Source organism: Xanthomonas arboricola, from assembly GCF_002940665.1.
GTDB classification, from domain to species: domain Bacteria; phylum Pseudomonadota; class Gammaproteobacteria; order Xanthomonadales; family Xanthomonadaceae; genus Xanthomonas; species Xanthomonas arboricola_B.
Genome location: NZ_MIGY01000001.1, coordinates 843,586 through 862,009, shown reverse-complemented (window position 1 = coordinate 862,009; position 18,424 = coordinate 843,586). Strand labels below are relative to the sequence as shown.

Here is an 18,424-nt window from a genome sequence, read left to right as displayed (position 1 = left end):
TGAATCCTTTCCCCGCAAAAGCCGTCATGGGTTTTGCGGGGTTTGACTACAAGCCATTTGTCATTGCGTGCTGGTGGATGACGCAAATAGCTGTGGGCGTAGAATCGCCCCATGAGCAACGCGCCCCCCGATTACCCCACCCTCCAATCCATCGGCTGGCCCTGGCCTGGCCCTGCCGAGGATCCGGCCTGGCAGGCGCTCTTCGCTGCGCATCCGCAGGCACTGCCGGCGCGGGTGGTGGAGCAGCACCGCACCGGCTATGTGGTGGCCGATACGGCGGAGGCCGGTCTCAAGGCCGAGTCGTTGCCGGAGTGGCAGCGGCCGCGGTTTCCCAGCCACGAGCGGGCGTCGGTGGGCGATTGGGTGCTGATGGAGGGCAAGCGCATCGTGGCCTTGCTGCCGCGGCGCACCTCGATCAAGCGCGGCGCGGCCGGCGAGCATTACCACCAGCAGGTGATCGCGGCCAACATCGATACGGTGTTCATCGTGTGCGGGCTGGATGCGGACTTCAATCCGCGCCGCATCGAACGCTATCTGCTGCTGGTCGGCGGCGGCGGTGCCGAGCCGGTGGTGGTGCTGACCAAGGCCGACCAGACCGAATACGCCGAGGACGCATTGGCGGTGCTGGAGGAACTGGAAGCGCAGAACATCCCGCTACGCGCAGTCAATGCCAAGGATCCGCACAGCGTGGCAGCGTTGCGGCCGTGGCTGGGCGATGGCCGCACCGCAGTGCTGGTGGGCTCGTCCGGTGCGGGCAAGTCGACGCTGACCAATACCTTGCTCGGGTCGCAGAAAATGAAGACCAATGCGGTGCGCGAGAACGATTCGCGCGGCCGGCATACCACCACCCATCGCGCCTTGATTCCGTTGCCGTCCGGTGCCTGCCTGATCGATACGCCCGGCATGCGCGAGCTCAAGCCCACCGGCGAAGAGGATCTGGCCGAGGGCGGCTTCTCGGATGTGGAAGCGCTGGCGGCGCAGTGCCGCTTCAACGATTGCGCGCATGTCGCCGAGCCCGGCTGTGCGGTGCGTGCTGCGATCGAGGCCGATACGCTGGATCCGGAGCGGGTAGCCAATTACATGAAGCTGCGCGTGGAAGTGGCCGCAGCGGCCGAAAAGCTCGCCACACGCCTGGCTCAGAACAACCGGGGCAAGGGATCGGGCCGGCGGCCTGCCAGCGTCGACCGCAACGGACGCCGCTGATGCCATCGCGCAAGGGGCCGCCGGACATCGTCCATCATGCGGCGCTGGATGCGCGCCTGGTCAAGGCCGTGCGCGGCGTGCGCCTGCTCGCGCTGGCCAGCTGGCCGCGCTCGCTGCAGGAGCCGTTCCTGCAGAGCGTGGCGCGTGGCCAGCCGGAGCTGCCGCAGGTGGAGTATCCGGCACTGGATTTCGGCGATACCCGCCGCGAGCTGGCGGCCATTGCAAAAGCTGCCGATCCGCATCATCCGCTGGGCGCCTACCTGATCGACTCGACCCATAGCTGGGGCCTGGCCGCCGGCCTGCTGGAATCATTGGGCACCCCCGCAGTCAGCGATTACTCGGCGCAGTTGTTCGGCGTGCCCGACGACCCGATGCCGGGCAACGGCCCGAGCACGCGCGAGGCAGCGCGGCACTTCATCCAGATCGCGCAGGAACTGGACCGCGAACTGCTGGCGCCGGAAGAGCAGGTGCCGGTGTCGGCAACCGCCTTGCGCATGCAGTTGCAGAACGATCTGGACGCGTTCTTCGAAGGGCGCGTCATCACCGTCACCCTGGATCCGGATCTGCTCGCCAAGGCGGCGGCCGGCGCGCATCGCATCCGCCTGCGCAGCGGTGCCACCTTCAGCGATTACGACCGCGCGCAGTTGTTCCATCACGAGGCGCTGGTGCATTCGCTGACCGCACTCAACGGGCGCGCGCAGGTGCATCTGCCCAGCCTGGGCATTTCCTCGCCGCGGACCACCGCAACCCAGGAAGGCCTGGCGACGTTTGCCGAGCAGATCACCGGCAGCATCGATATCGAACGCATGAAGCGCATCAGCCTGCGTATCGAGGCGATCGCGATGGCGCGCTCGGGCGCGGACTTCATCGAGGTGTTCCGCTATTTCACCGCAGGCGGGCAGAGCGCGGCGGAGAGTTTTTCCTCGGCGCAGCGTGTGTTCCGCGGCGTGCCGACCTCCGGCGGCGGTGCCTTCACCAAGGACACGGTGTACCTGCGCGGACTGGTGGCAGTGCACACCTTCTTCCGGCATGCGCTGCAGCGCGATCAGTTGCAGCTATGCCGGTATCTGTTCGCCGGCAAGATGGCCCTGGGCGATGTGACGCGGCTTGCGCCCTTGTTCGACAGCGGCGTGCTGGTCGCCCCGCGCTGGCTGCCACCGTGGGTGAGCCGGGTCAGCGGCCTGGCCGGCATGCTGGCGTTTTCGTTGTTCGCCAATCGCATCCGCATGGATCAGCTGCAGCCACCGGCGATGAACGTCTGACGCTTGCCGGGCAACTTGCGCGCAGTTGCCGCGCCGGCGCGCTGGCGCGGCAAAGCTGCCGCAGGCGCGGGTCGGGTGACAAAGCGCAGTACATGACGCATGCCTGGCATTGCATTGCTACCACTGCAAGGCGCTGAACCGTAAGCATCGTGCCGACGCGTTCTACACGATGCTGCAACGGGCCGCACCGGACACTGCTCGCCTTGCCCGAGATGGGCCATGACACGAGGCAATGCGATGAAGATCCTGATGGTGCTCACTTCCCACGACCAACTCGGCGGTACCGGCAAGAAGACCGGCTTCTGGCTGGAGGAATTCGCCGCGCCGTATTACGTGTTCAAGGATGCCGGTGCAGACATCACCCTGGTCTCGCCCAAGGGTGGCCAGCCGCCGCTGGACCCCAAGAGCGACGAGCCCGACGCACAGACCGAGGCCACCAAGCGCTTCAAGCAGGACACCGACGCGCAGCAGGCGCTGGCCAGCACGCAGCGCCTGACGGACGTCAAGGCCGATGACTTCGATGCGGTGTTCTACCCAGGTGGCCATGGTCCGTTGTGGGATCTGGCCGAAGACGCAGATTCGATCGCGCTGATCGAAGCGTTCGCCGCGGCCAACAAGCCGCATGGCCTGGTGTGCCACGCACCGGGCGCGCTGCGCCGGGTCAAGGGCAGCGATGGCAAGCCGTTGGTCGACGGCCGCCGCGTCACCGGTTTCACCAATAGCGAAGAAGAGGGCGTAGGCCTGACCAAGATCGTGCCGTTCCTGGTCGAGGACGTGCTGACCGAACTTGGCGGCCGCTACGAGAAAGGCGCCGACTGGGGCGTGCATGTGGTCACCGATGGCTTGCTGGTCACCGGCCAGAACCCGGCTTCCTCGGAGAAGGCTGCCGAGGCGTTGCTCGAGTTGTCGAAGCGCTGATTCTGCGGCCTTCGTGTGGGGCGGGATGGACGGCCACCGGAAGACATCGCGACGTTTGATTCGGGGCGGCTAGCAAAACGGAGCGAGTAGTCGTCAGGTGTGGTGCGGACGTTGCGGAGCAACCGCGTGTACGAGTGGTACATACCGGTGCCGAGCGGTGGCCGCACCTGTCCGACGGTGAGTGCAGTTCTAGCGTCCTTCGTCGTGGGCCTTCGGAATGTCGCAGCATCCGACAGCCCGACCCAGTCCCGCGCTTGCAACCAGGCGCACCGACCATCCCGACTGGCACTTGTCCGTCCACCGTCGCGGGACCTTACGCGGCATGGATGCCGCGTAAGAGCCTACACGGACGTACTTGCGGCGTGTCCCGCGACGGTGGACGGGCAAGGGCCCTGCTGCCAGGCCGCAGATCGTCCGCATTAGCGCAGATTGTCCGCCCTGCAAGAGCGCTACAAAGCTGCACAAAATCGTTCAGGCAATACGCTCAAGCCAGCGCACTGCATACGCCGGCAGCACCAGCCGCATGTCATCGCCCAGCGATTCGGCAGCCTCCTCACCGCCATCCGCCAACACCTTCCATCGGCCATCTCCGATCGCGGCAAGCGCCACCGTCAGCGGTTGGTCGCCGAAGTTGTGCACAGCCAAGAAGCCATCGCCACGCGTCAATGCAAACAGGCGCGGATCGCCCAGCGCAACGCTACCCAGCGCCTGATCGGCGGCCAGTGCGGGCAGCGCAGCACGTTGCCGGATCAGTCCACGTAGCCGGCGATACACCGTGCCGCTCGGGCTGCCCGCATCCTCGCGCTGCGCCGCAAGCGGCCAATCCATTGCCGGACGATGCAACCAGCGGCCTTCGTGCCGACGCTGCGGATCGTCGCGGTAGCTACCGTCGTTGGACAGGGCGAGTTCGTCGCCCATGTAGATCAACGGCACGCCCGGCATCGCCAGCGCGATGGCATATAGCAATACCAGCCGGTCCACCGCCATGCTCAACGCCGCTGCATCGCCCGACGCCTGTGCGGCCTGAATCCCGGCCAGTGCCGCGGCCATGCCGTTGGTGCCGTGCACGCCGTCGCCACTGCTCTGGAAGCTCTCGCCACGCGCATAACTGCCCGGCACCTCATTTGCAAAGAAGCGCGCGACATCGCGCAGCGCGAACGGCGGCTGCGCGGCATTGCCGGCGGCCTCGTGTTGCAGCACGTTCCAGCCGATGTCGTCGTGGCAGCGCACATAGCTCAGCCACGCGCAATTGGCCGGCAATGGCGGGCTATGTGCGATGACGTTGTGCAGGATGTCGCCGCGTTGCAGCGCCAGCGCCGACCAGCCGGCCGCCATCAGCGTGCTGTGATAGGCCAGGTGGCATTCGTGGCCCTGGTCCGCAGCGCTGCCGAAGTAGGGCGGCAATTGCGTCATCGGCACGATGGCTTCGGCCTTCATCACCACCGACGGCGCAACGATATCGGTGACCGCGCGCAGCGCCACCAGCAAGGTATGCGCCTCGGGTTGATTCATGCAGTCGGTGCCGGTGCGCTTCCACAGATACGCGGTGGAATCCAGGCGGAACGCTTCCACACCCAGATTGGCCAGCTGCAGCATCGCCAGCGCCATCTCGCCGAACACCGCCGGGTTGCTCCAGTTCAGATCCCACTGATAGGGATAGAACGTGGTCCACATCCACTGGCCGGTGTCGTCCACCCAGGTGAAGTTGCCGGGTGCAGTGTGCGGGAAGACCTGTCCCAATGTGGCTTCGTACTGGTCGGGCAGGGTGCGATCGGCGAAGTGGTGGTAGTAATCGAGATAGCGCGCATCGCCGGCCCGCGCCGCCTGCGCCCAGGCGTGATCGTCGGCGGTATGGTTGAGCACGAAATCCGCGCACAGGCTGATGCCGGCTTCGCGCAGGCGCGTGGTCAGCGCGACGAGATCGTCGTTGCTGCCCAGGCCCGGTTCGACCTGGCCGTAATCGCTGACCGCAAAGCCGCCATCGTTATCGCCGGCGCGTGCCCGCAGAAACGGCAGCAGGTGCAGATAGCGCACGCCCAGTTCCTGTAGATACGGCACGCGTTCGGCCACGCCTTGCAGGGTGCCGGCAAAGCGGTCTACGTACGCGCTGTAGCCCAGCATGTGCTGCTCGCCGAACCAGCCGGGCTGACGCGTGAGGTCCAGCTGTTGCAGCGCCTGCGGGCGCTGCTGTGCGTGGTTGCCCAACGCAGCCAGCCACTGCGTCAACCAGGACGCAGCGTCGGGGCGTGCGCCGTACAAGGCGTGCAACGCATCCAGCAGACGCGGTGCATGCCGGTCGAAGCGCGGCAACAGCGCGCTCGCACGCTGGGCATCCAGTGGCGCGGCAAAGGCTGCGCGCAAAGCAGTGAAATCGGTGGGGGAGGTGCTCATTGGCAAGCGCCGGGACGAACCCGGCGAGGGGTCCTTAGAAGTCGTAACGCAGGCTGATGCTGGTGGTGCGGCCGGCAATCGAGCGTGCACGGATGATGCCGTTGGCCGGGATGCTGGCTTCCTCGGCCTCGGTCAGGCCGAAGGTGTTGAACAGGTTGTTGACGTTGAGCGCGACGGTGAGTGCGTCGGTCACGCGGTAGTCGCCGAACAGGTTCACCTGCGTGTAGCCCGGCATCTTCAGCTGATTGGAATCCTGGGTGTAGGCATCGGTGGTGCCGATCAGGTTGATGCCGAACTGGTAGCCGTCGCCGCGATAGCTGGGCGTCAACTGCCACACCACATCGGCCTGGCGACGCGGCACGTTGCCGGTGTTTTGCGGCGTGATCTGGTCCTTGGAAATCTGCGCATCGGTCCAGGTCAGGCCGCCGTTGACGGTGAAGCCTTCGTAGCGGTAGCTGGCTTCCAGCTCCACGCCGTGCGCCTCGTAGCTGCGGTTGAAAAAGCGCTGGCTGGTGACTTCGAAGTTCTGTTCCTCGGTGCGCGCCGAGAACGCGGTGGCGAACAGGCTCAGGCCGTCGCGGCGCCACTTCAGGCCGGCTTCGGCCTGGCGGACCACGTTGACGCCTTCATCGGAGGAGACCGAGCCGTCGTCGCGGACCACGCCGAACAGCAGGCGGTCGGCATTGGCGCGTGCGCCGCGGCTGATGCGCGCGAACGCGCCCAGGTCGTTGTTGATCAGGTAATTGCTGCCCAGCGAGTACGACAGGTAATTCCAGTCGTAATCCACCGGCCGCGCGTTGGCGGTATCGACCGTGGCCACGCGCTGTTCCACCGGCTGGATCACGCCATCGCCGTTAACGTCCAGATTCTGCGCGATCGCGGTGCCGGCATAGCTGCCGCGTGCATCGCCCATGTCGTAACGCAGGCTGCCGTCGATGCTGAACTTGCCGCTGTCGAAGGTCAGTGCGACATAGGGCGCATTGACGTCATAGCGCACGTCGTAGCTGCGGGTGATGCAGCAATCGCCCCAGAACGGGGTGCCGTACGCATACAAACCGTTTTGCGAACGCGACACGCCGCCGGCGTCGACCACGTTGAGCAGGCGCGAATCGCGGCCCAGGCTCTGCACGTAGGAGTTCCAGGTCCAGTCCATGTCGATGGTCTGGCGCGAGCTGTAATAGCCCATGCGCAGGTTGAGCGTGCGGCCGTCACCGCCGAACGCGCGCGAGACGCTGAGGTCGTTGGTGACGTTGCCCAGGTCGTTGATCGCCACGTTGAACAGATGCGTGCGGATCGCGTTGCCGGTGTAGGCCTGACCGGCGTCCGGGCCGCTGGCCTGCACCAGTTGCGCGCCGGCGCCACCGATGGACGCGGCGAGCGTGGCGGCATCGGTGACCTCGGCCGGGAACGGGCTGACGAAGCGGCCGCTGTTGTCGGCGATGCGGAACTTCTCGCTCAGGTTCCAGCCGCTGCCCAGGTCGAACCAGGCCTCAGCACCGATGGTGCGCGAGATCGGATGCATGCCGTCGCCCAGGTCGGTGCGGCGCGGCTGGTTGTTGCCGTCCAGGCCGACATCGGTGCGGAAATTGCGGCTGTACAAGGTGTCGTTGCCCGGATCGAAACCGGCAAAGCCGCCCAGGTCCGGCGAGCCGTCGCGGCCACGCACGGAGGTCGGCACCGGCAGATAACCGGCGGCGCGATCGTTGAGGTATTTGCCGTAGACGCGCACATAACCATTCTCGAACAGCCGGGTCAGGTTGGCCTTGAGCTGGCCGCCCTTGTCGGTGGTGTAACCGGCATCGCGCACGCCATCGCCCTGGCGGAAGAAGCCGCCGATGTTGAACTGCCAGTTTTCCGCGAACGGCGCGCCGTAGTCGAAGTCCACGCGGGTGTTGTCGTAATCCAGGCCGCGGCTCACGCCGACGCTGCCGCCTGCGGTGTCGCCGGTCTTGCTGATGAAGTTGATGATGCCGCCGGGCGCATTGCTGGTGAACGTCGATGCCGAGCCGCCGCGGATGGCTTCGATGCGGTCCAGGGTGAAATCCGAGCGCAGGAAGATGTCCGAGTTGCCGAAGGCGATATCGCCGAACTCCATCACCGGCAGGCCGTCTTCCTGCAGCTGCAGGAACTTGGCGCCGCCGGAAGCGACCGGCAGGCCGCGCACGGCGATGTTGGCGTTGCCTTCGCCACCGCTGGATTCGGAGCGGATGCCGGGGATGTTGCGGAAGATTTCCGCAGTGCTGCGCGGCGCCGATTGTTCGATCGCCTCGGCGCCGACGGTGCTCACCGACACGCTGGACTTCAGCTTGGTGGTGGCGGTGGAGGTGCCGGTGACGAACACCGAATCCAGATTGACCGCGGCGCTGTCGGCGGCCGGCGGCGTGACGGGTGCGGCCGTGGTCGCGTCCTGCGCCAGCGCGGCAGGCGCGCACAGGCAGGAGGCGACCGCGCAGGCCAGGGCATGCAGGCGCAGGGTGTGCAAGGTGGACATCGCGGTTCTCTCTCTCACGGATGGTGGTATGCCGACGCCTGCATCGTCCCCTCCCAGGGAGCGGCCGTGTGGCCTGCAGTGCGAGCGCAGTAATACGCCGCAATACAATCGATTGCAATCTTGCGATGCAACATAATTTTCGGGTTCAAGAGCTGATGTAATTACGCGCGAAAGCGTGCTGCAGCGCAGCGTTACAATCGATTGTAGAGGCGGCAGGGTACAGTGCGCTGCGGCCACTGGGAGCCGCACCGATGCCCAGGGCTTTGCATGTCGTCGACCGCCGCTCCGTTCTCCTTCGCGCGCATCCTGGCGCTCAACGCCGGCTTCTTCGGCGTGCAATACAGTTTCGGCCTGCAGCAGAGCAACATGAGCCCGATCTACAACTATCTGGGCGCCGATCACGCGAGCCTGCCGTACCTGTGGCTGGCCGGGCCGATCACCGGGCTGGTGCTGCAGCCGTTCGTCGGCGCGTGGAGCGACCGCTCGGTGACCCGTTGGGGCCGGCGCATGCCCTACATGGTGCTGGGCGCGCTGGTGTGCAGCCTGTGCCTGCTGGCGATGCCGTTCAGCACTGCGCTATGGATGGCGGTGTGCCTGCTGTGGATCCTGGATGCGGCCAACAACGTGGCGATGGAGCCATACCGTGCGCTGGTCAGCGATGTGCTGGCGCCACCGCAGCGGCCGCTGGGCTATCTCACCCAGAGCGCGTTCACTGGGCTGGCGCAGACGCTGGCCTATCTCACCCCGCCGTTGCTGGTGTGGATGGGGATGAACCAGGATGCCGCCAATGCGCACCACATTCCCTATGTCACCATCGCCGCCTTCGTGATCGGCGCGGGGTTTTCCGCGGCCTCGATCCTGCTCACCGCGCGCAGCGTGCGCGAGCCGGTGCTTGCGCCGGCAGAGATCGCGCGGATGCGCCAGACCGGTGCCGGCCTGGGCGCCACAGTGCGCGAAATCTACTGCGCCCTGCGCGCGATGCCGCCGACGATGCGCCAGCTCGCGCCGGTGATGCTGTTCCAGTGGTACGCGATCTTCTGCTACTGGCAGTACATCGTGCTGTCGCTATCGACCAGCTTGTTCGGCACCACCGAAGCCGACTCGCATGGCTTCCGCCAGGCCGGCCTGGTCAATGGGCAGATCGGCGGGTTCTACAATTTCGTCGCGTTTCTGGCTGCGTTTGCGATGGTGCCGGTGGTGCGCCGCATCGGCCCCAAGTACACGCATGCGGCCTGCCTGGTCGCGGCTGGCGTGGGCATGTGGGTGTTGCCGGGTATCCAGGACCGCTGGCTGATGCTGCTGCCGATGATCGGCATCGGGCTCGCCTGGGCCAGCATGATGGGCAACCCGTACCTGATGCTGGCCGACAGCATTCCGCCCGAGCGCACCGGTGTGTACATGGGCCTGTTCAACCTGTTCATCGTGCTGCCGATGCTGATCCAGATCGTCACCTTGCCGCTGTACTACGAGTGGTTGTTGCACGGCGACCCACGCAACGTGATCCGCCTGGCCGGCGCACTGATGCTGGCCGCCGCTGTGGCGATGCTATGCGTACGCGTCCGCAAGCCCAAGGCAGCAGTGGTGTAGCCGCGACGCGTCACGCCTGTGTCGCTGCGTACTGAAACAACCGACCGCGATCACGCCGGCGGCAACGCGCAGTTGCGCACCGCACACCAGCACGCCCGCCCTTACGATTCCCGATTCCCCAATCCCCATTCCCGGCCTCACGCCGACTCACGCACCACCAACTTCACCGGCATCTCCACCGACTCCACCGCTTCGCCGCCGATCAACGCCAGCAGCCGGTCCACCAGCAGGCGCGCGGCCAGGCCCAGGTCCTGCCGCACCGTGGTCAACGGCGGTTGGCTGTAGGCGGCCAGCGGAATATCGTCGAAGCCCACCAGCGAGATGTCCTGCGGCACGCGATGCCCGGCTTCGACCAGGGCGCGGATCGCGCCGACCGCAATCACATCGGAGGCGGCGAACAGCCCATCCGGCGGATCGGTCTTCTTGAGCATGGCGCGGGTGAGGCGGTAGGCATCTTCGCTGAGGAAGTGGCTGCGCGCATGCAGGCGCGTATCGAACTCCAGCCCGTGCCGCTGCAGTGCATGGCGATAGCCGGCAAAGCGCGGTGCGACCTCGGGCAACTGGTCGTCGCCGAGAAAGGCGATGCGGCGACGGCCGCTGGCGATCAGATGTTCGGTGGCCAGCGCGCCGCCCTGGAAATTGTCGCTGCCCACGCTGATGTACGACTGCCCGTCGATGCGGCTGCCCCAGACCGCCATCGGCAGGCCATCGCGCGCGGCTTCGTCCAGCGCGGCATGTTCGGAACTTTGCCCCAACACGATCACGCCATCGGAGCGGCTGCCGCGTGCGAGTTGTTCCACCCATCCGTCCTGATGCCGGTCGAGCTTGGACAGCAGCATGCTGTAGCCGCGCCCGGTCAGTTCCTCGGCCAGCAGCGCCAGCATCGTCATCATGAAGGGGTCCGACAGCGGCTGGTCCAGCGCATGCATCATCGGCACTGCCACGCTCACCGTGTTGGAGCGTTTGGCGCGCAGGCTGCGCGCGATCGGATCGACCTGGTAGCCGGCATCGGCGGCAATCTGCTTGATGTACGCACGCGTCCGCTCGGCCACCACCGGGCTGCCGGCCAGGGCACGCGACACGGTGGATTCGGACACGCCTGCCATGCGGGCGATGTCGGCCATCTGCGGGCGGGCACCCGGCGTGGCGCGTTCTGAAGGTTTGGCCATGTCAGCGCAGTGCGGAAAAACCCGAGTGTAATCAGTTCGCGTTGGAGGCGGGTTGATCGACGCAGTGGCGGCCGCTTGTGCGCCCTGGGCAATGCAATCACGCACCTGCATGCAAGCGGCAGGCGCGCGGGGCGTGCATGACAGCGGCCACGACTAGCGCGGGGCTTTGGAGCGGTGAGGCTTCAGGGGAGTGAGGCTTCAGAGCAGTCGAGCATCAGAGCAGTCAGGCATCAGAGCAGTGATGCATCGGAGCAGTGATGCTTCACCGCCATTAGCAAGGACTGCGCTCAGCGCCCGGCTGGCGCACTCGGCGCTGGAACCGCATGTCTCCTCCGCACAGTCCTGCTCGGGCGCGCCGTCTGTATCGAGCTGACGACCGCTCGCTACGTTCTGCCAGCGGCTCTCAGCCCATGTACAGGCCGCCGTTGACTGCATAGTCGGCGCCGGTCACGTAGGCGGCCTCATCGGAGGCGAGCCAGGCGCACAGCCCGGCGACTTCGGCCGGTTTGCCGAGCCGGCGGATCGGCACCGAGGTGGCCAGGCGGTCGAGCACGTCGGGCGGAAAACTGCTGATCGAGGCGCTGGCGATATAGCCCGGCGAGATGGTGTTGACGGTGACCCCGCGCGAGGCCACTTCCTGCGCCAGGGCGCGGCTGAAGCCATGCATCGCCGCCTTGGCGGTGGCGAAATTGATCTGCCCGATCTGGCCCTTGTGCGCACTGACCGAGCCGATGTTGACGATGCGTCCCCAGCCGCGCGCGGTCATGCCGTCGACTACCTGCTTGGTGATGTTGAACAGGGAATGCAGGTTGCTGGCGATCACCACGTTCCAGTCGTCGCGGCTCATCTGCCGGAACAAGGTGTCGCGGCTACCACCGGCGTTATTGACCAGCACATCGATCTCGCCGACCTCGGCCTTGACCTTGGCGAACGCGGCCACGGTGGAATCCCAATCGGCGGCATTGCCTTCGGAGGCGACGAACTCGAAGCCCTGCTCGCGCTGTTCGCGCAGCCAGGAGGTCTTGCGCGGCGAATTGGGTCCGCAGCCGGCGACCACGGTATGCCCGCTGCGCGCCAGCTTCTGGCAGATCGCGGTACCCACACTGCCCATGCCACTGGTGACGTATGCGATGCGAAGTGTCATTGCTTGAACTCCTTCGGAGTTGGGGAATGGGGAATCGGGAGTGGGGAATCGGTAGAGCAGGAGCCGCTTTTGCGGCTTCTGTTCGCCATGTGGAACTCAGGAATCGACATGACAGCACAGCGCCGCCCTTACGATTCCCCACTCCCGATTCCCCATTCCCGGCGCGCGGCTAGCGCGCCAACGGAAACAGGCCAAACAACAACCCGCCCGCCAACATCAACAGGGAGATCAGCACCGCCCACTTCAGCGTGAAGCGCTGATGGTCGGCGAAGTCGACCTTGGCCAGGCCGACCAGCAGATAGGTCGATGGCACCAGCGGGCTGAGCAGATGCACCGGTTGCCCGGCCAGCGAGGCGCGCGCCATTTCCACCGGGGTGATGCCGTAGTGGCCGGCGGCCTCGGACAGGATCGGCAGCACGCCGAAGTAGAACGCGTCGTTGGACATGAAGAACGTAAACGGCATGCTGACAATCGCGGTGATCACCGCCAGATACGGGCCCCAGCTGTCCGGGATCACCGCCAGGAAGCTGCGCGACATCGCTTCGACCATGCCGGTGTTGGACAGGATGCCGGTGAAGATGCCGGCGGCGAAGATCAGCGACACCACCGACAGCACATTGCCGGCGTGATTGACCAGGCGACGGCGCTGCTCGGCCAGGTTGGGGTAGTTGATCATCAGTGCCAGCGCAAAGCCGATCATGAACAGCACCGGCATCGGCAGCACGCCGACCACCAGCGCGGCCATCAGCGCCAGGGTCAGGAGCAGGTTCACCCACAGCAGCTTGGGCCGCTTCATGTCCTCGGTGTCTTCCACGCGCGGCAGTGCATCGCTTTCCTCGGGGATGCTGGTGTCCAGCCAGTTGCCGTCGGCGGGCAGGCGTACCACGCCCAGGCGGCGCCGTTCGCGCATACCCAGATACCAGGCCAGCGTGAGGATGCCGGCGATCGCCATCGCCATCGCCGGCACCAGCGGCACGAACACATCGGCCGGATCCACGTGCAGGGCGGTGGCGGCGCGCGCCGTGGGGCCGCCCCACGGGGTCAGGTTCATCACGCCGCTGGCCAGGATGGTCACGCAGGTGAGGTTGAGCGCGTTCATGCCCAGGCGCTGGTACAGCGGCAGCATCGCCGACACGGTGATCATGTAGGTGGTGGAGCCATCGCCGTCGAGCGAGATCAACATCGCCAGGATCGCCGTGCCCATCACGATCTTCAGCGGATCGCCCTTGACCAGGCGCAGGATGCGGCCGACCAGCGGATCGAACAGGCCGGCATCAATCATCACGCCGAAGTAGAGGATGGCGAACATCAGCATCACGCCGGTGGGCGCGATCTTCTTGATGCCGTCGAGCATCATCTCGTTGATGCCGGTGCCGAAGCCGCCCAGCAGCGCGAACACGATCGGTACCGTGATCAGAGCCACCAGCGGCGACAGCCGCTTGCTCATGATCAGGTACATGAAGGTGATCACCATTCCGAAACCGAGCGCGGTCAGCATGCGGGCAAATCCTTTGAGGCGTACAGCAGGGGGAGAGTGGAGCGCGCGGCGGCGGGTGCATTGCAGCAGCGGTAACGCGTCATGCGAAGACCAGGCAAACGGTCAGAAGTCGTACTGGAAGCGGCCGGTCACCGCCAGCGTGTGATCGACCACCGCATCGACCATGCGGTCGCGGTTGCGGCTGTCGATCACATTGAGCATCACGCGCAGGTTCGGCTTGAAATACCAGTTGCCGCCCAGCGTCCACGACTGTGTGCTGGCATTGATGAAGTCGGGTTGGCCATCCAGATGCTGATCGCCGCGCATGTAGTCGTAGCGCAAGGCCAGCTCGAACGCGCCGGAGGGACGGTTGGGGGTCTTGATCCGGCTGAAACGCCCGGTCTTGCGGTCGTAGCCGCGCGACTCGCCGGTGACGAACCAGCTGACCAGGCCGTAGCTGGCCAACACCTTGGCATGCTGCGAGCCGTCGTCGAGCAGGCCACCGCTGAATTCGCTCTGCCACGACCAAGGGCCCAGCACTTCGGCGTATTCCAGCGACCATTTATCGAAATCGGTATCGCGGCCATCGGCAAAGCGCGCCAGGGTGATGCGGCTGTTGTTGGCCAGATCGTTTTCCGGGCGTGGCCGGATCAGCAGGGACGCCGCGCCGCCGCTGCCCGGATGCGAATAGCGCTCGTGCGCCAGCGACACGCCCAGGTGGCGCAGCCGTGCCTCGCCCATCTCCGGTGCGAAGGTCAGCCGCGTGCCGAGCGCGCCGCCCTTGGTCGAGGAATTGTCGATGCTTTCCAGGCTGTAGGCCGCGGTGGACCAGGTCGCATCGGGGCGATTGGCCTGCCAGGAGATCGCCTTGCGATAGATCGGTGCCAGCGTGGTGGAGGCATAGCCGCGTTCCAGGAACGGGCCGTAGTTGGAGCCGGTGCGATCGTCCAGCGAGAAGTACTGCTTGAACTGGCCCACGGTCAGCGTACCGGCGGAAAACTTCTTGGCGATGTACACATCGCGCGCCAGGATGCCGCGGCTGCCGGACTCGTATTGCAGGCCGGCAAATTCCGCCTCGGCCTTGTAGGTGAAACCGTAGAACTTGCCGGCCACATCCAGCCACACGCGGCGGAACTGGGTGTCGTTGCGCTCGGGCGTGCCGCGTTCGTCGTTGTCGAACACGGTGAAGTCCCAGTGCACGCGCCCACCCACCTCGGCGGTGACCGGGCCGTCGCCCTCGGCCGCATGCGCCGCCGGTGCCAGGCACAGCGCGGCGCAGGTGGTGAAGACGCGCAGACGCAAGGTGTCGTTGCTCACAGACCCTCCCAGGTACATGTGTGAATCACGTTCAGCGATGCACCGCACAAGCACGCTGCGGCGCGTTGGCAGCAGCCTAGTCCGGTGAAGCTGTCATGGACCTGTCGTTTGGGGCGGGGATTGGGGAGTCGGGATTGGGGATTGGCAAGAGTCAAAGAAGCTTTTGTTTGCGTGGCCTGTTACCTTCCGGCCGCGGCCAACCGCCTTTGCGAATCCCCAATCCCGACTCCCCAATCCCCGCCCATGCGCCTGCTGCTAGTCGAAGACAACGCCGATCTCGCCGATGCCATCGTGCGGCGCATGCGCCGTAGCGGGCATGCGGTGGATTGGCAGTCCGATGGCCTGGCGGCGGCGAGTGTGCTGCGCTATCAGAGCTTCGATCTGGTGGTGCTGGATATCGGTCTGCCCAAGCTGGATGGCCTGCGCGTGCTGGCCGGGATGCGCGAGCGTGGCGATACCACGCCGGTGCTGATGCTGACCGCGCGCGATGGCATCGAAGACCGCGTGCAGGCACTGGATGTCGGGGCCGACGACTACCTGGGCAAGCCGTTCGATTTCCGCGAGTTCGAGGCGCGTTGCCGGGTGCTGCTGCGGCGCAATCGCGGGCAGGCCAGCGAGGTGGTGCAGATCGGCGGGTTCGTGTTCGACAACGCCGCGCACACGCTGGTGCTGGACGGGGTGCCGATCGAGTTGCCCAATCGCGAATACCGCCTGTTCGAGATCCTGATCGGGCGCCTGGGTCATGTGGTGGGCAAGGACGAGATCGGCAACGGCTTGTTCGGTTTCGACGACGATGCCGGGCCGAATGCGATCGAGCTGTATGTCGGCCGCCTGCGTCGCAAGCTGGCGGGCGCGCCGTTGCGCATCGTCACCGTGCGCGGCGCCGGCTACAAGCTCGAAGAAGCCGATCCGCATGCGCCGGTGGAGCCGGGCGTCGATGGCTGAGCCGCGCATGGTGGCACCGTCGATCCGGCGCACCTTGCTGCTGTATCTGGGCAGCCTGTCGGTGCTGGGCGCGGTGGTGCTGTTCTTTGCCGCACGCGACTACGGCGAGCGGGCCGCCAACCGCTCCTACGATCACCTGCTGGTGTCCTCGGCCCTGTCGATCGTCGACAGCGTGGCGCTGGTCGGCGGCGACTGGCAGGTGGACCTGCCGTATGCCTCGCTGGACCTGCTCGGCATGGCACCGGAAGACCGCGTGTTCTACCGCGTGTTCGATGCGCAAGGCCGCACCATCACCGGCGAAGAGAGCTTGCCGTTGCCGGCGCGCGCGCCCGGCGACGAGCGCCCGGTGCTGTTCGATGCCGACTACAGCGGCGAGCCGGTGCGCTTTGCGGTGGTGATGCATCGGGTGGCATCGGCCTCCGGGCAGGGCGAGGTGCGCGTGCAGGTCGGTCAGACCCGGCGCGCGCGCGATGCGGTGGCACGCGATGTGGTGCTCAACGCACTGGTGGCGATCGGCGTGCTGTCGCTGCTCGCCCTGGGCCTGGTGTGGCTGGGCGTGTATCGCGCCCTGCGCCCGTTGCAGCGTATCGAGCGCGACCTGTCGCGGCGCGAGCCCTCCGACCTGAAACCGCTCAGCGTGCCGGCGCCGCAGGAAATGCAGTTGATGGTGACCGCGCTCAACCGCTTCATGGCGCGGCTGTCGTCCAGCAACGAAACCCTGCGCGCCTTCATGGCCGAAGCCGCGCACCAGATGCGAACGCCGCTGGCCGCCTTGCGCGCGCAGGCGCAGCTGGCGATGGACGACGACGACCCGCGCGAGATGCAACGCAGCCTGGTGGCGATCGAGCGCAATGCCAGCCATATGAGCCGGCTGCTCAATCAATTGCTCAGCGACGCCAGCGTGATCCACCGCGCCAACCTGCAGCGCTTTGCCACCGTGGACCTGGCCGAAGTGCTGCACCAAGCCTTGCACGAGGCCTTGCCGCGCAGCGACGGCGCACCGCGCGTGCACCTGGCGATCGACCCGCAACCGGCACTGTTGCGCGGCGATGCATTGCTGCTGCGCGAGGCGCTGAAGAACCTGATCGACAACGCCTGCAAATACGGTGCCGGGGCGCCATTGCAGGTCGCGCTCACCAGCGACGGCAGCCATCACGTGCTGACCATCGCCGATCACGGCCCCGGCATTCCCGCCGCCGAAGCCGAGCGCGTGTTCGAGCGTTTCGTCCGCGGGCCGGATGCGCCGGCCGGCGGCGCGGGGCTGGGGCTGGCCATCGTCAAGCGCGTGGTCGAAGCGCACGGCGGGCGCATCGATCTGAGCAACCGCGTCGGCGGCGGGCTGATCGCCTCGTTGCATTTTCCTGGAGGAGCGCGGTGATGCGCGTGCTGTTGCTGATGGTGGTCTTGCTGGCGCCGGTTGTTGCGCGGGCCGCGCCCGGCGATGTGCGGGTGTTTCCCGCGCATGGCCCAAAACAGGCGCAATTACGCGTGCAAGGCTCCACCGATCTGGAAGTGTTCGGCGCGGTCATCCAGGACTACCAGCGCCTGCATCCGGGCACCGAGGTGATCTACGAGGACGTGATCGCCTGGGATATCTACGAGCGCTATCTGCATCCGGGCAAGGCCACGGCTGCCGCCGACATGCTGATCAGCGCCAGCATGGACCTGCAGACCAAGCTGGTGAACGACGGCCACGCGCTCGCGCATCGCTCCGCGCAGACCGAAGCGTTGCCGGCGTGGGCGCAGTGGCGGCACGAAGTGTTCGGCATCAGCTACGAGCCGGTGGCGATCGTCTACAACACGCGCAAGCTGGCGGCCGCGCGGGTGCCGCGCACGCGCCGGCAACTGCTGGCCCTGCTGCGCGCGCCCGACGCGCCGCTGCGCGGCCGGGTCGGCACCTACGATGTCGCGCGCAGCGGCGTGGGCTATCTGTTCGCCACCCAGGACGGGCAGGTCGGCAGCATCGCCGGCGCGTTGCTGGCCGCGTTGGGGGCCAACCAGGTCAGGCTGGAAGAACGCACCGGCACCTTGCTCGACCGCGTCAGCCGTGGCGAGCTGCTGCTGGCCTACAACGTGCTGGGTTCCTATGCGCAGACACGTATCGATGCCGGCGCGCCGCTGGGCATCGTGCAGCCGCAGGACTACACGCTGGTGGCCTTGCGCACTGCAGTAATCCCCAAGACCGCACCGCATGCGCCGGAGGCGCGCAGGTTCCTGGATTACCTGCTCTCGCCACGCGGTCAGCAGGTGCTCTCGCGCGAGGCGCGGCTGATGCCGATCCTGCCGGCCGCCGGAGGCCGCGGCGGCTCGGCGCAACCGCCGTTCCGGCCGATCCCGCTTGGCCCCGGCCTGCTGGTGTACCTGGACAGACTCAAGCGCCGGCAGTTTCTGGACGCCTGGCGGGCCAGCACGCAGCCACCGCGCTAGGGCGAGCGCTGACGACCTGCGCGAACGGCTGCGCATCGGCGCGGCGTGGGCTGCAGGCCTTGCGTGTGCGAGGCGTTGGGGGCGGCGATTTTC

General features: G+C 66.5%; 13 protein-coding genes and 2 other RNA genes. 8 read left to right on the top strand and 7 right to left on the bottom strand.

All coding sequences use genetic code 11. The features are described from left to right. Positions 1-111 precede the first annotated feature (111 nt). The 3 genes from rsgA to XarjCFBP7645_RS03680 all read left to right on the top strand — a co-directional run bounded on the left by rsgA (position 112) and on the right by XarjCFBP7645_RS03680 (position 3,383). A complete protein-coding gene (gene rsgA, locus XarjCFBP7645_RS03690) occupies positions 112-1,203 on the top strand; it encodes a ribosome small subunit-dependent GTPase A (protein ID WP_104536264.1) in 1,092 nt (363 codons plus the stop codon). After that, positions 1,203-2,465 (top strand): flavohemoglobin expression-modulating QEGLA motif protein, encoded by a 1,263-nt coding sequence (locus XarjCFBP7645_RS03685; RefSeq protein WP_104536263.1) that lies wholly within the window; start codon positions 1,203-1,205, stop codon positions 2,463-2,465. The genes rsgA and XarjCFBP7645_RS03685 overlap by 1 nt, the downstream gene beginning before the upstream one ends. 237 nt (positions 2,466-2,702) lie before the next feature. After that, entirely contained in the window at positions 2,703-3,383 is a 681-nt protein-coding gene (locus XarjCFBP7645_RS03680; protein WP_104536262.1) for a type 1 glutamine amidotransferase domain-containing protein, read from the top strand. A 67-nt stretch (positions 3,384-3,450) separates the two neighbouring features. On the opposite strand, the gene XarjCFBP7645_RS03675 is transcribed toward XarjCFBP7645_RS03680, so the two are convergent. The 3 genes from XarjCFBP7645_RS03675 to XarjCFBP7645_RS03665 all read right to left on the bottom strand — a co-directional run bounded on the left by XarjCFBP7645_RS03675 (position 3,451) and on the right by XarjCFBP7645_RS03665 (position 8,265). After that, positions 3,451-3,526, bottom strand: a non-coding RNA gene (locus XarjCFBP7645_RS03675) — sX9 sRNA. A 328-nt stretch (positions 3,527-3,854) separates the two neighbouring features. Beyond that, positions 3,855-5,774: an alpha-amylase family protein gene (locus XarjCFBP7645_RS03670; RefSeq protein WP_104536261.1), complete on the bottom strand. Its 1,920-nt coding sequence runs from the start codon at positions 5,772-5,774 to the stop codon at positions 3,855-3,857. A gap of 34 nt (positions 5,775-5,808) precedes the next feature. After that, positions 5,809-8,265 (bottom strand): TonB-dependent siderophore receptor, encoded by a 2,457-nt coding sequence (locus XarjCFBP7645_RS03665; protein ID WP_181126163.1) that lies wholly within the window; start codon positions 8,263-8,265, stop codon positions 5,809-5,811. A 267-nt stretch (positions 8,266-8,532) separates the two neighbouring features. Between XarjCFBP7645_RS03665 and XarjCFBP7645_RS03660 the strand changes: the two genes are divergently transcribed. Further along, positions 8,533-9,852: an MFS transporter gene (locus tag XarjCFBP7645_RS03660; RefSeq protein ID WP_104536259.1), complete on the top strand. Its 1,320-nt coding sequence runs from the start codon at positions 8,533-8,535 to the stop codon at positions 9,850-9,852. A 137-nt stretch (positions 9,853-9,989) separates the two neighbouring features. Here the strand turns inward: XarjCFBP7645_RS03660 and XarjCFBP7645_RS03655 are convergent, their stop codons facing one another. Next, positions 9,990-11,021 (bottom strand): LacI family DNA-binding transcriptional regulator, encoded by a 1,032-nt coding sequence (locus XarjCFBP7645_RS03655; RefSeq protein WP_024938961.1) that lies wholly within the window; start codon positions 11,019-11,021, stop codon positions 9,990-9,992. A gap of 323 nt (positions 11,022-11,344) precedes the next feature. On the opposite strand from XarjCFBP7645_RS03655, the gene XarjCFBP7645_RS03650 reads away from it, so the two are divergent. Further along, a non-coding RNA gene (locus XarjCFBP7645_RS03650) (sX9 sRNA) lies at positions 11,345-11,420 on the top strand. A gap of 4 nt (positions 11,421-11,424) precedes the next feature. On the opposite strand, the gene phbB is transcribed toward XarjCFBP7645_RS03650, so the two are convergent. The 3 genes from phbB to XarjCFBP7645_RS03635 form a co-directional block, all read right to left on the bottom strand. After that, entirely contained in the window at positions 11,425-12,165 is a 741-nt protein-coding gene (gene phbB / locus XarjCFBP7645_RS03645; protein ID WP_016904744.1) for an acetoacetyl-CoA reductase, read from the bottom strand. A gap of 169 nt (positions 12,166-12,334) precedes the next feature. After that, positions 12,335-13,663, bottom strand: a complete 1,329-nt coding sequence (locus tag XarjCFBP7645_RS03640; protein ID WP_039519049.1) for a CitMHS family transporter — start codon at positions 13,661-13,663, stop codon at positions 12,335-12,337. Positions 13,664-13,765: 102 nt separating this feature from the next. Further along, the gene (locus XarjCFBP7645_RS03635; protein ID WP_047127219.1) at positions 13,766-14,959 is read right to left on the bottom strand and encodes an OprO/OprP family phosphate-selective porin; all 1,194 of its coding nucleotides are present in this window, start codon (positions 14,957-14,959) and stop codon (positions 13,766-13,768) included. A gap of 243 nt (positions 14,960-15,202) precedes the next feature. Here XarjCFBP7645_RS03635 and XarjCFBP7645_RS03630 point away from each other — a divergent pair, with 243 nt between their 5' ends. Genes XarjCFBP7645_RS03630 through XarjCFBP7645_RS03620 form a run of 3 tightly spaced genes read left to right on the top strand, consistent with a single transcriptional unit; the run spans position 15,203 to position 18,331 of the window. Further along, positions 15,203-15,904 (top strand): response regulator, encoded by a 702-nt coding sequence (locus tag XarjCFBP7645_RS03630; protein ID WP_016904741.1) that lies wholly within the window; start codon positions 15,203-15,205, stop codon positions 15,902-15,904. Beyond that, positions 15,897-17,282 (top strand): sensor histidine kinase, encoded by a 1,386-nt coding sequence (locus XarjCFBP7645_RS03625; protein WP_053051680.1) that lies wholly within the window; start codon positions 15,897-15,899, stop codon positions 17,280-17,282. The genes XarjCFBP7645_RS03630 and XarjCFBP7645_RS03625 overlap by 8 nt, the downstream gene beginning before the upstream one ends. Then, positions 17,282-18,331 carry an ABC transporter substrate-binding protein gene (locus tag XarjCFBP7645_RS03620; protein WP_104536258.1) on the top strand — a complete coding sequence of 350 codons (1,050 nt, stop codon included), beginning with the start codon at positions 17,282-17,284 and terminating at the stop codon, positions 18,329-18,331. The genes XarjCFBP7645_RS03625 and XarjCFBP7645_RS03620 overlap by 1 nt, the downstream gene beginning before the upstream one ends. The last annotated feature ends 93 nt before the right edge of the window (positions 18,332-18,424 follow it).

What these genes read in the sequence shown, in the direction of transcription:
- rsgA (WP_104536264.1), top strand. Translation starts at nt 112, where the DNA reads ATGAGCAACGCGCCCCCCGATTACCCCACCCTCCAATCCATCGGCTGG.
- XarjCFBP7645_RS03685 (WP_104536263.1), top strand. Translation starts at nt 1,203, where the DNA reads ATGCCATCGCGCAAGGGGCCGCCGGACATCGTCCATCATGCGGCGCTG.
- XarjCFBP7645_RS03680 (WP_104536262.1), top strand. Translation starts at nt 2,703, where the DNA reads ATGAAGATCCTGATGGTGCTCACTTCCCACGACCAACTCGGCGGTACC.
- XarjCFBP7645_RS03670 (WP_104536261.1), bottom strand. Translation starts at nt 5,774, where the DNA reads ATGAGCACCTCCCCCACCGATTTCACTGCTTTGCGCGCAGCCTTTGCC.
- XarjCFBP7645_RS03665 (WP_181126163.1), bottom strand. Translation starts at nt 8,265, where the DNA reads ATGTCCACCTTGCACACCCTGCGCCTGCATGCCCTGGCCTGCGCGGTC.
- XarjCFBP7645_RS03660 (WP_104536259.1), top strand. Translation starts at nt 8,533, where the DNA reads ATGTCGTCGACCGCCGCTCCGTTCTCCTTCGCGCGCATCCTGGCGCTC.
- XarjCFBP7645_RS03655 (WP_024938961.1), bottom strand. Translation starts at nt 11,021, where the DNA reads ATGGCCAAACCTTCAGAACGCGCCACGCCGGGTGCCCGCCCGCAGATG.
- phbB (WP_016904744.1), bottom strand. Translation starts at nt 12,165, where the DNA reads ATGACACTTCGCATCGCATACGTCACCAGTGGCATGGGCAGTGTGGGT.
- XarjCFBP7645_RS03640 (WP_039519049.1), bottom strand. Translation starts at nt 13,663, where the DNA reads ATGCTGACCGCGCTCGGTTTCGGAATGGTGATCACCTTCATGTACCTG.
- XarjCFBP7645_RS03630 (WP_016904741.1), top strand. Translation starts at nt 15,203, where the DNA reads ATGCGCCTGCTGCTAGTCGAAGACAACGCCGATCTCGCCGATGCCATC.
- XarjCFBP7645_RS03625 (WP_053051680.1), top strand. Translation starts at nt 15,897, where the DNA reads ATGGCTGAGCCGCGCATGGTGGCACCGTCGATCCGGCGCACCTTGCTG.
- XarjCFBP7645_RS03620 (WP_104536258.1), top strand. Translation starts at nt 17,282, where the DNA reads ATGCGCGTGCTGTTGCTGATGGTGGTCTTGCTGGCGCCGGTTGTTGCG.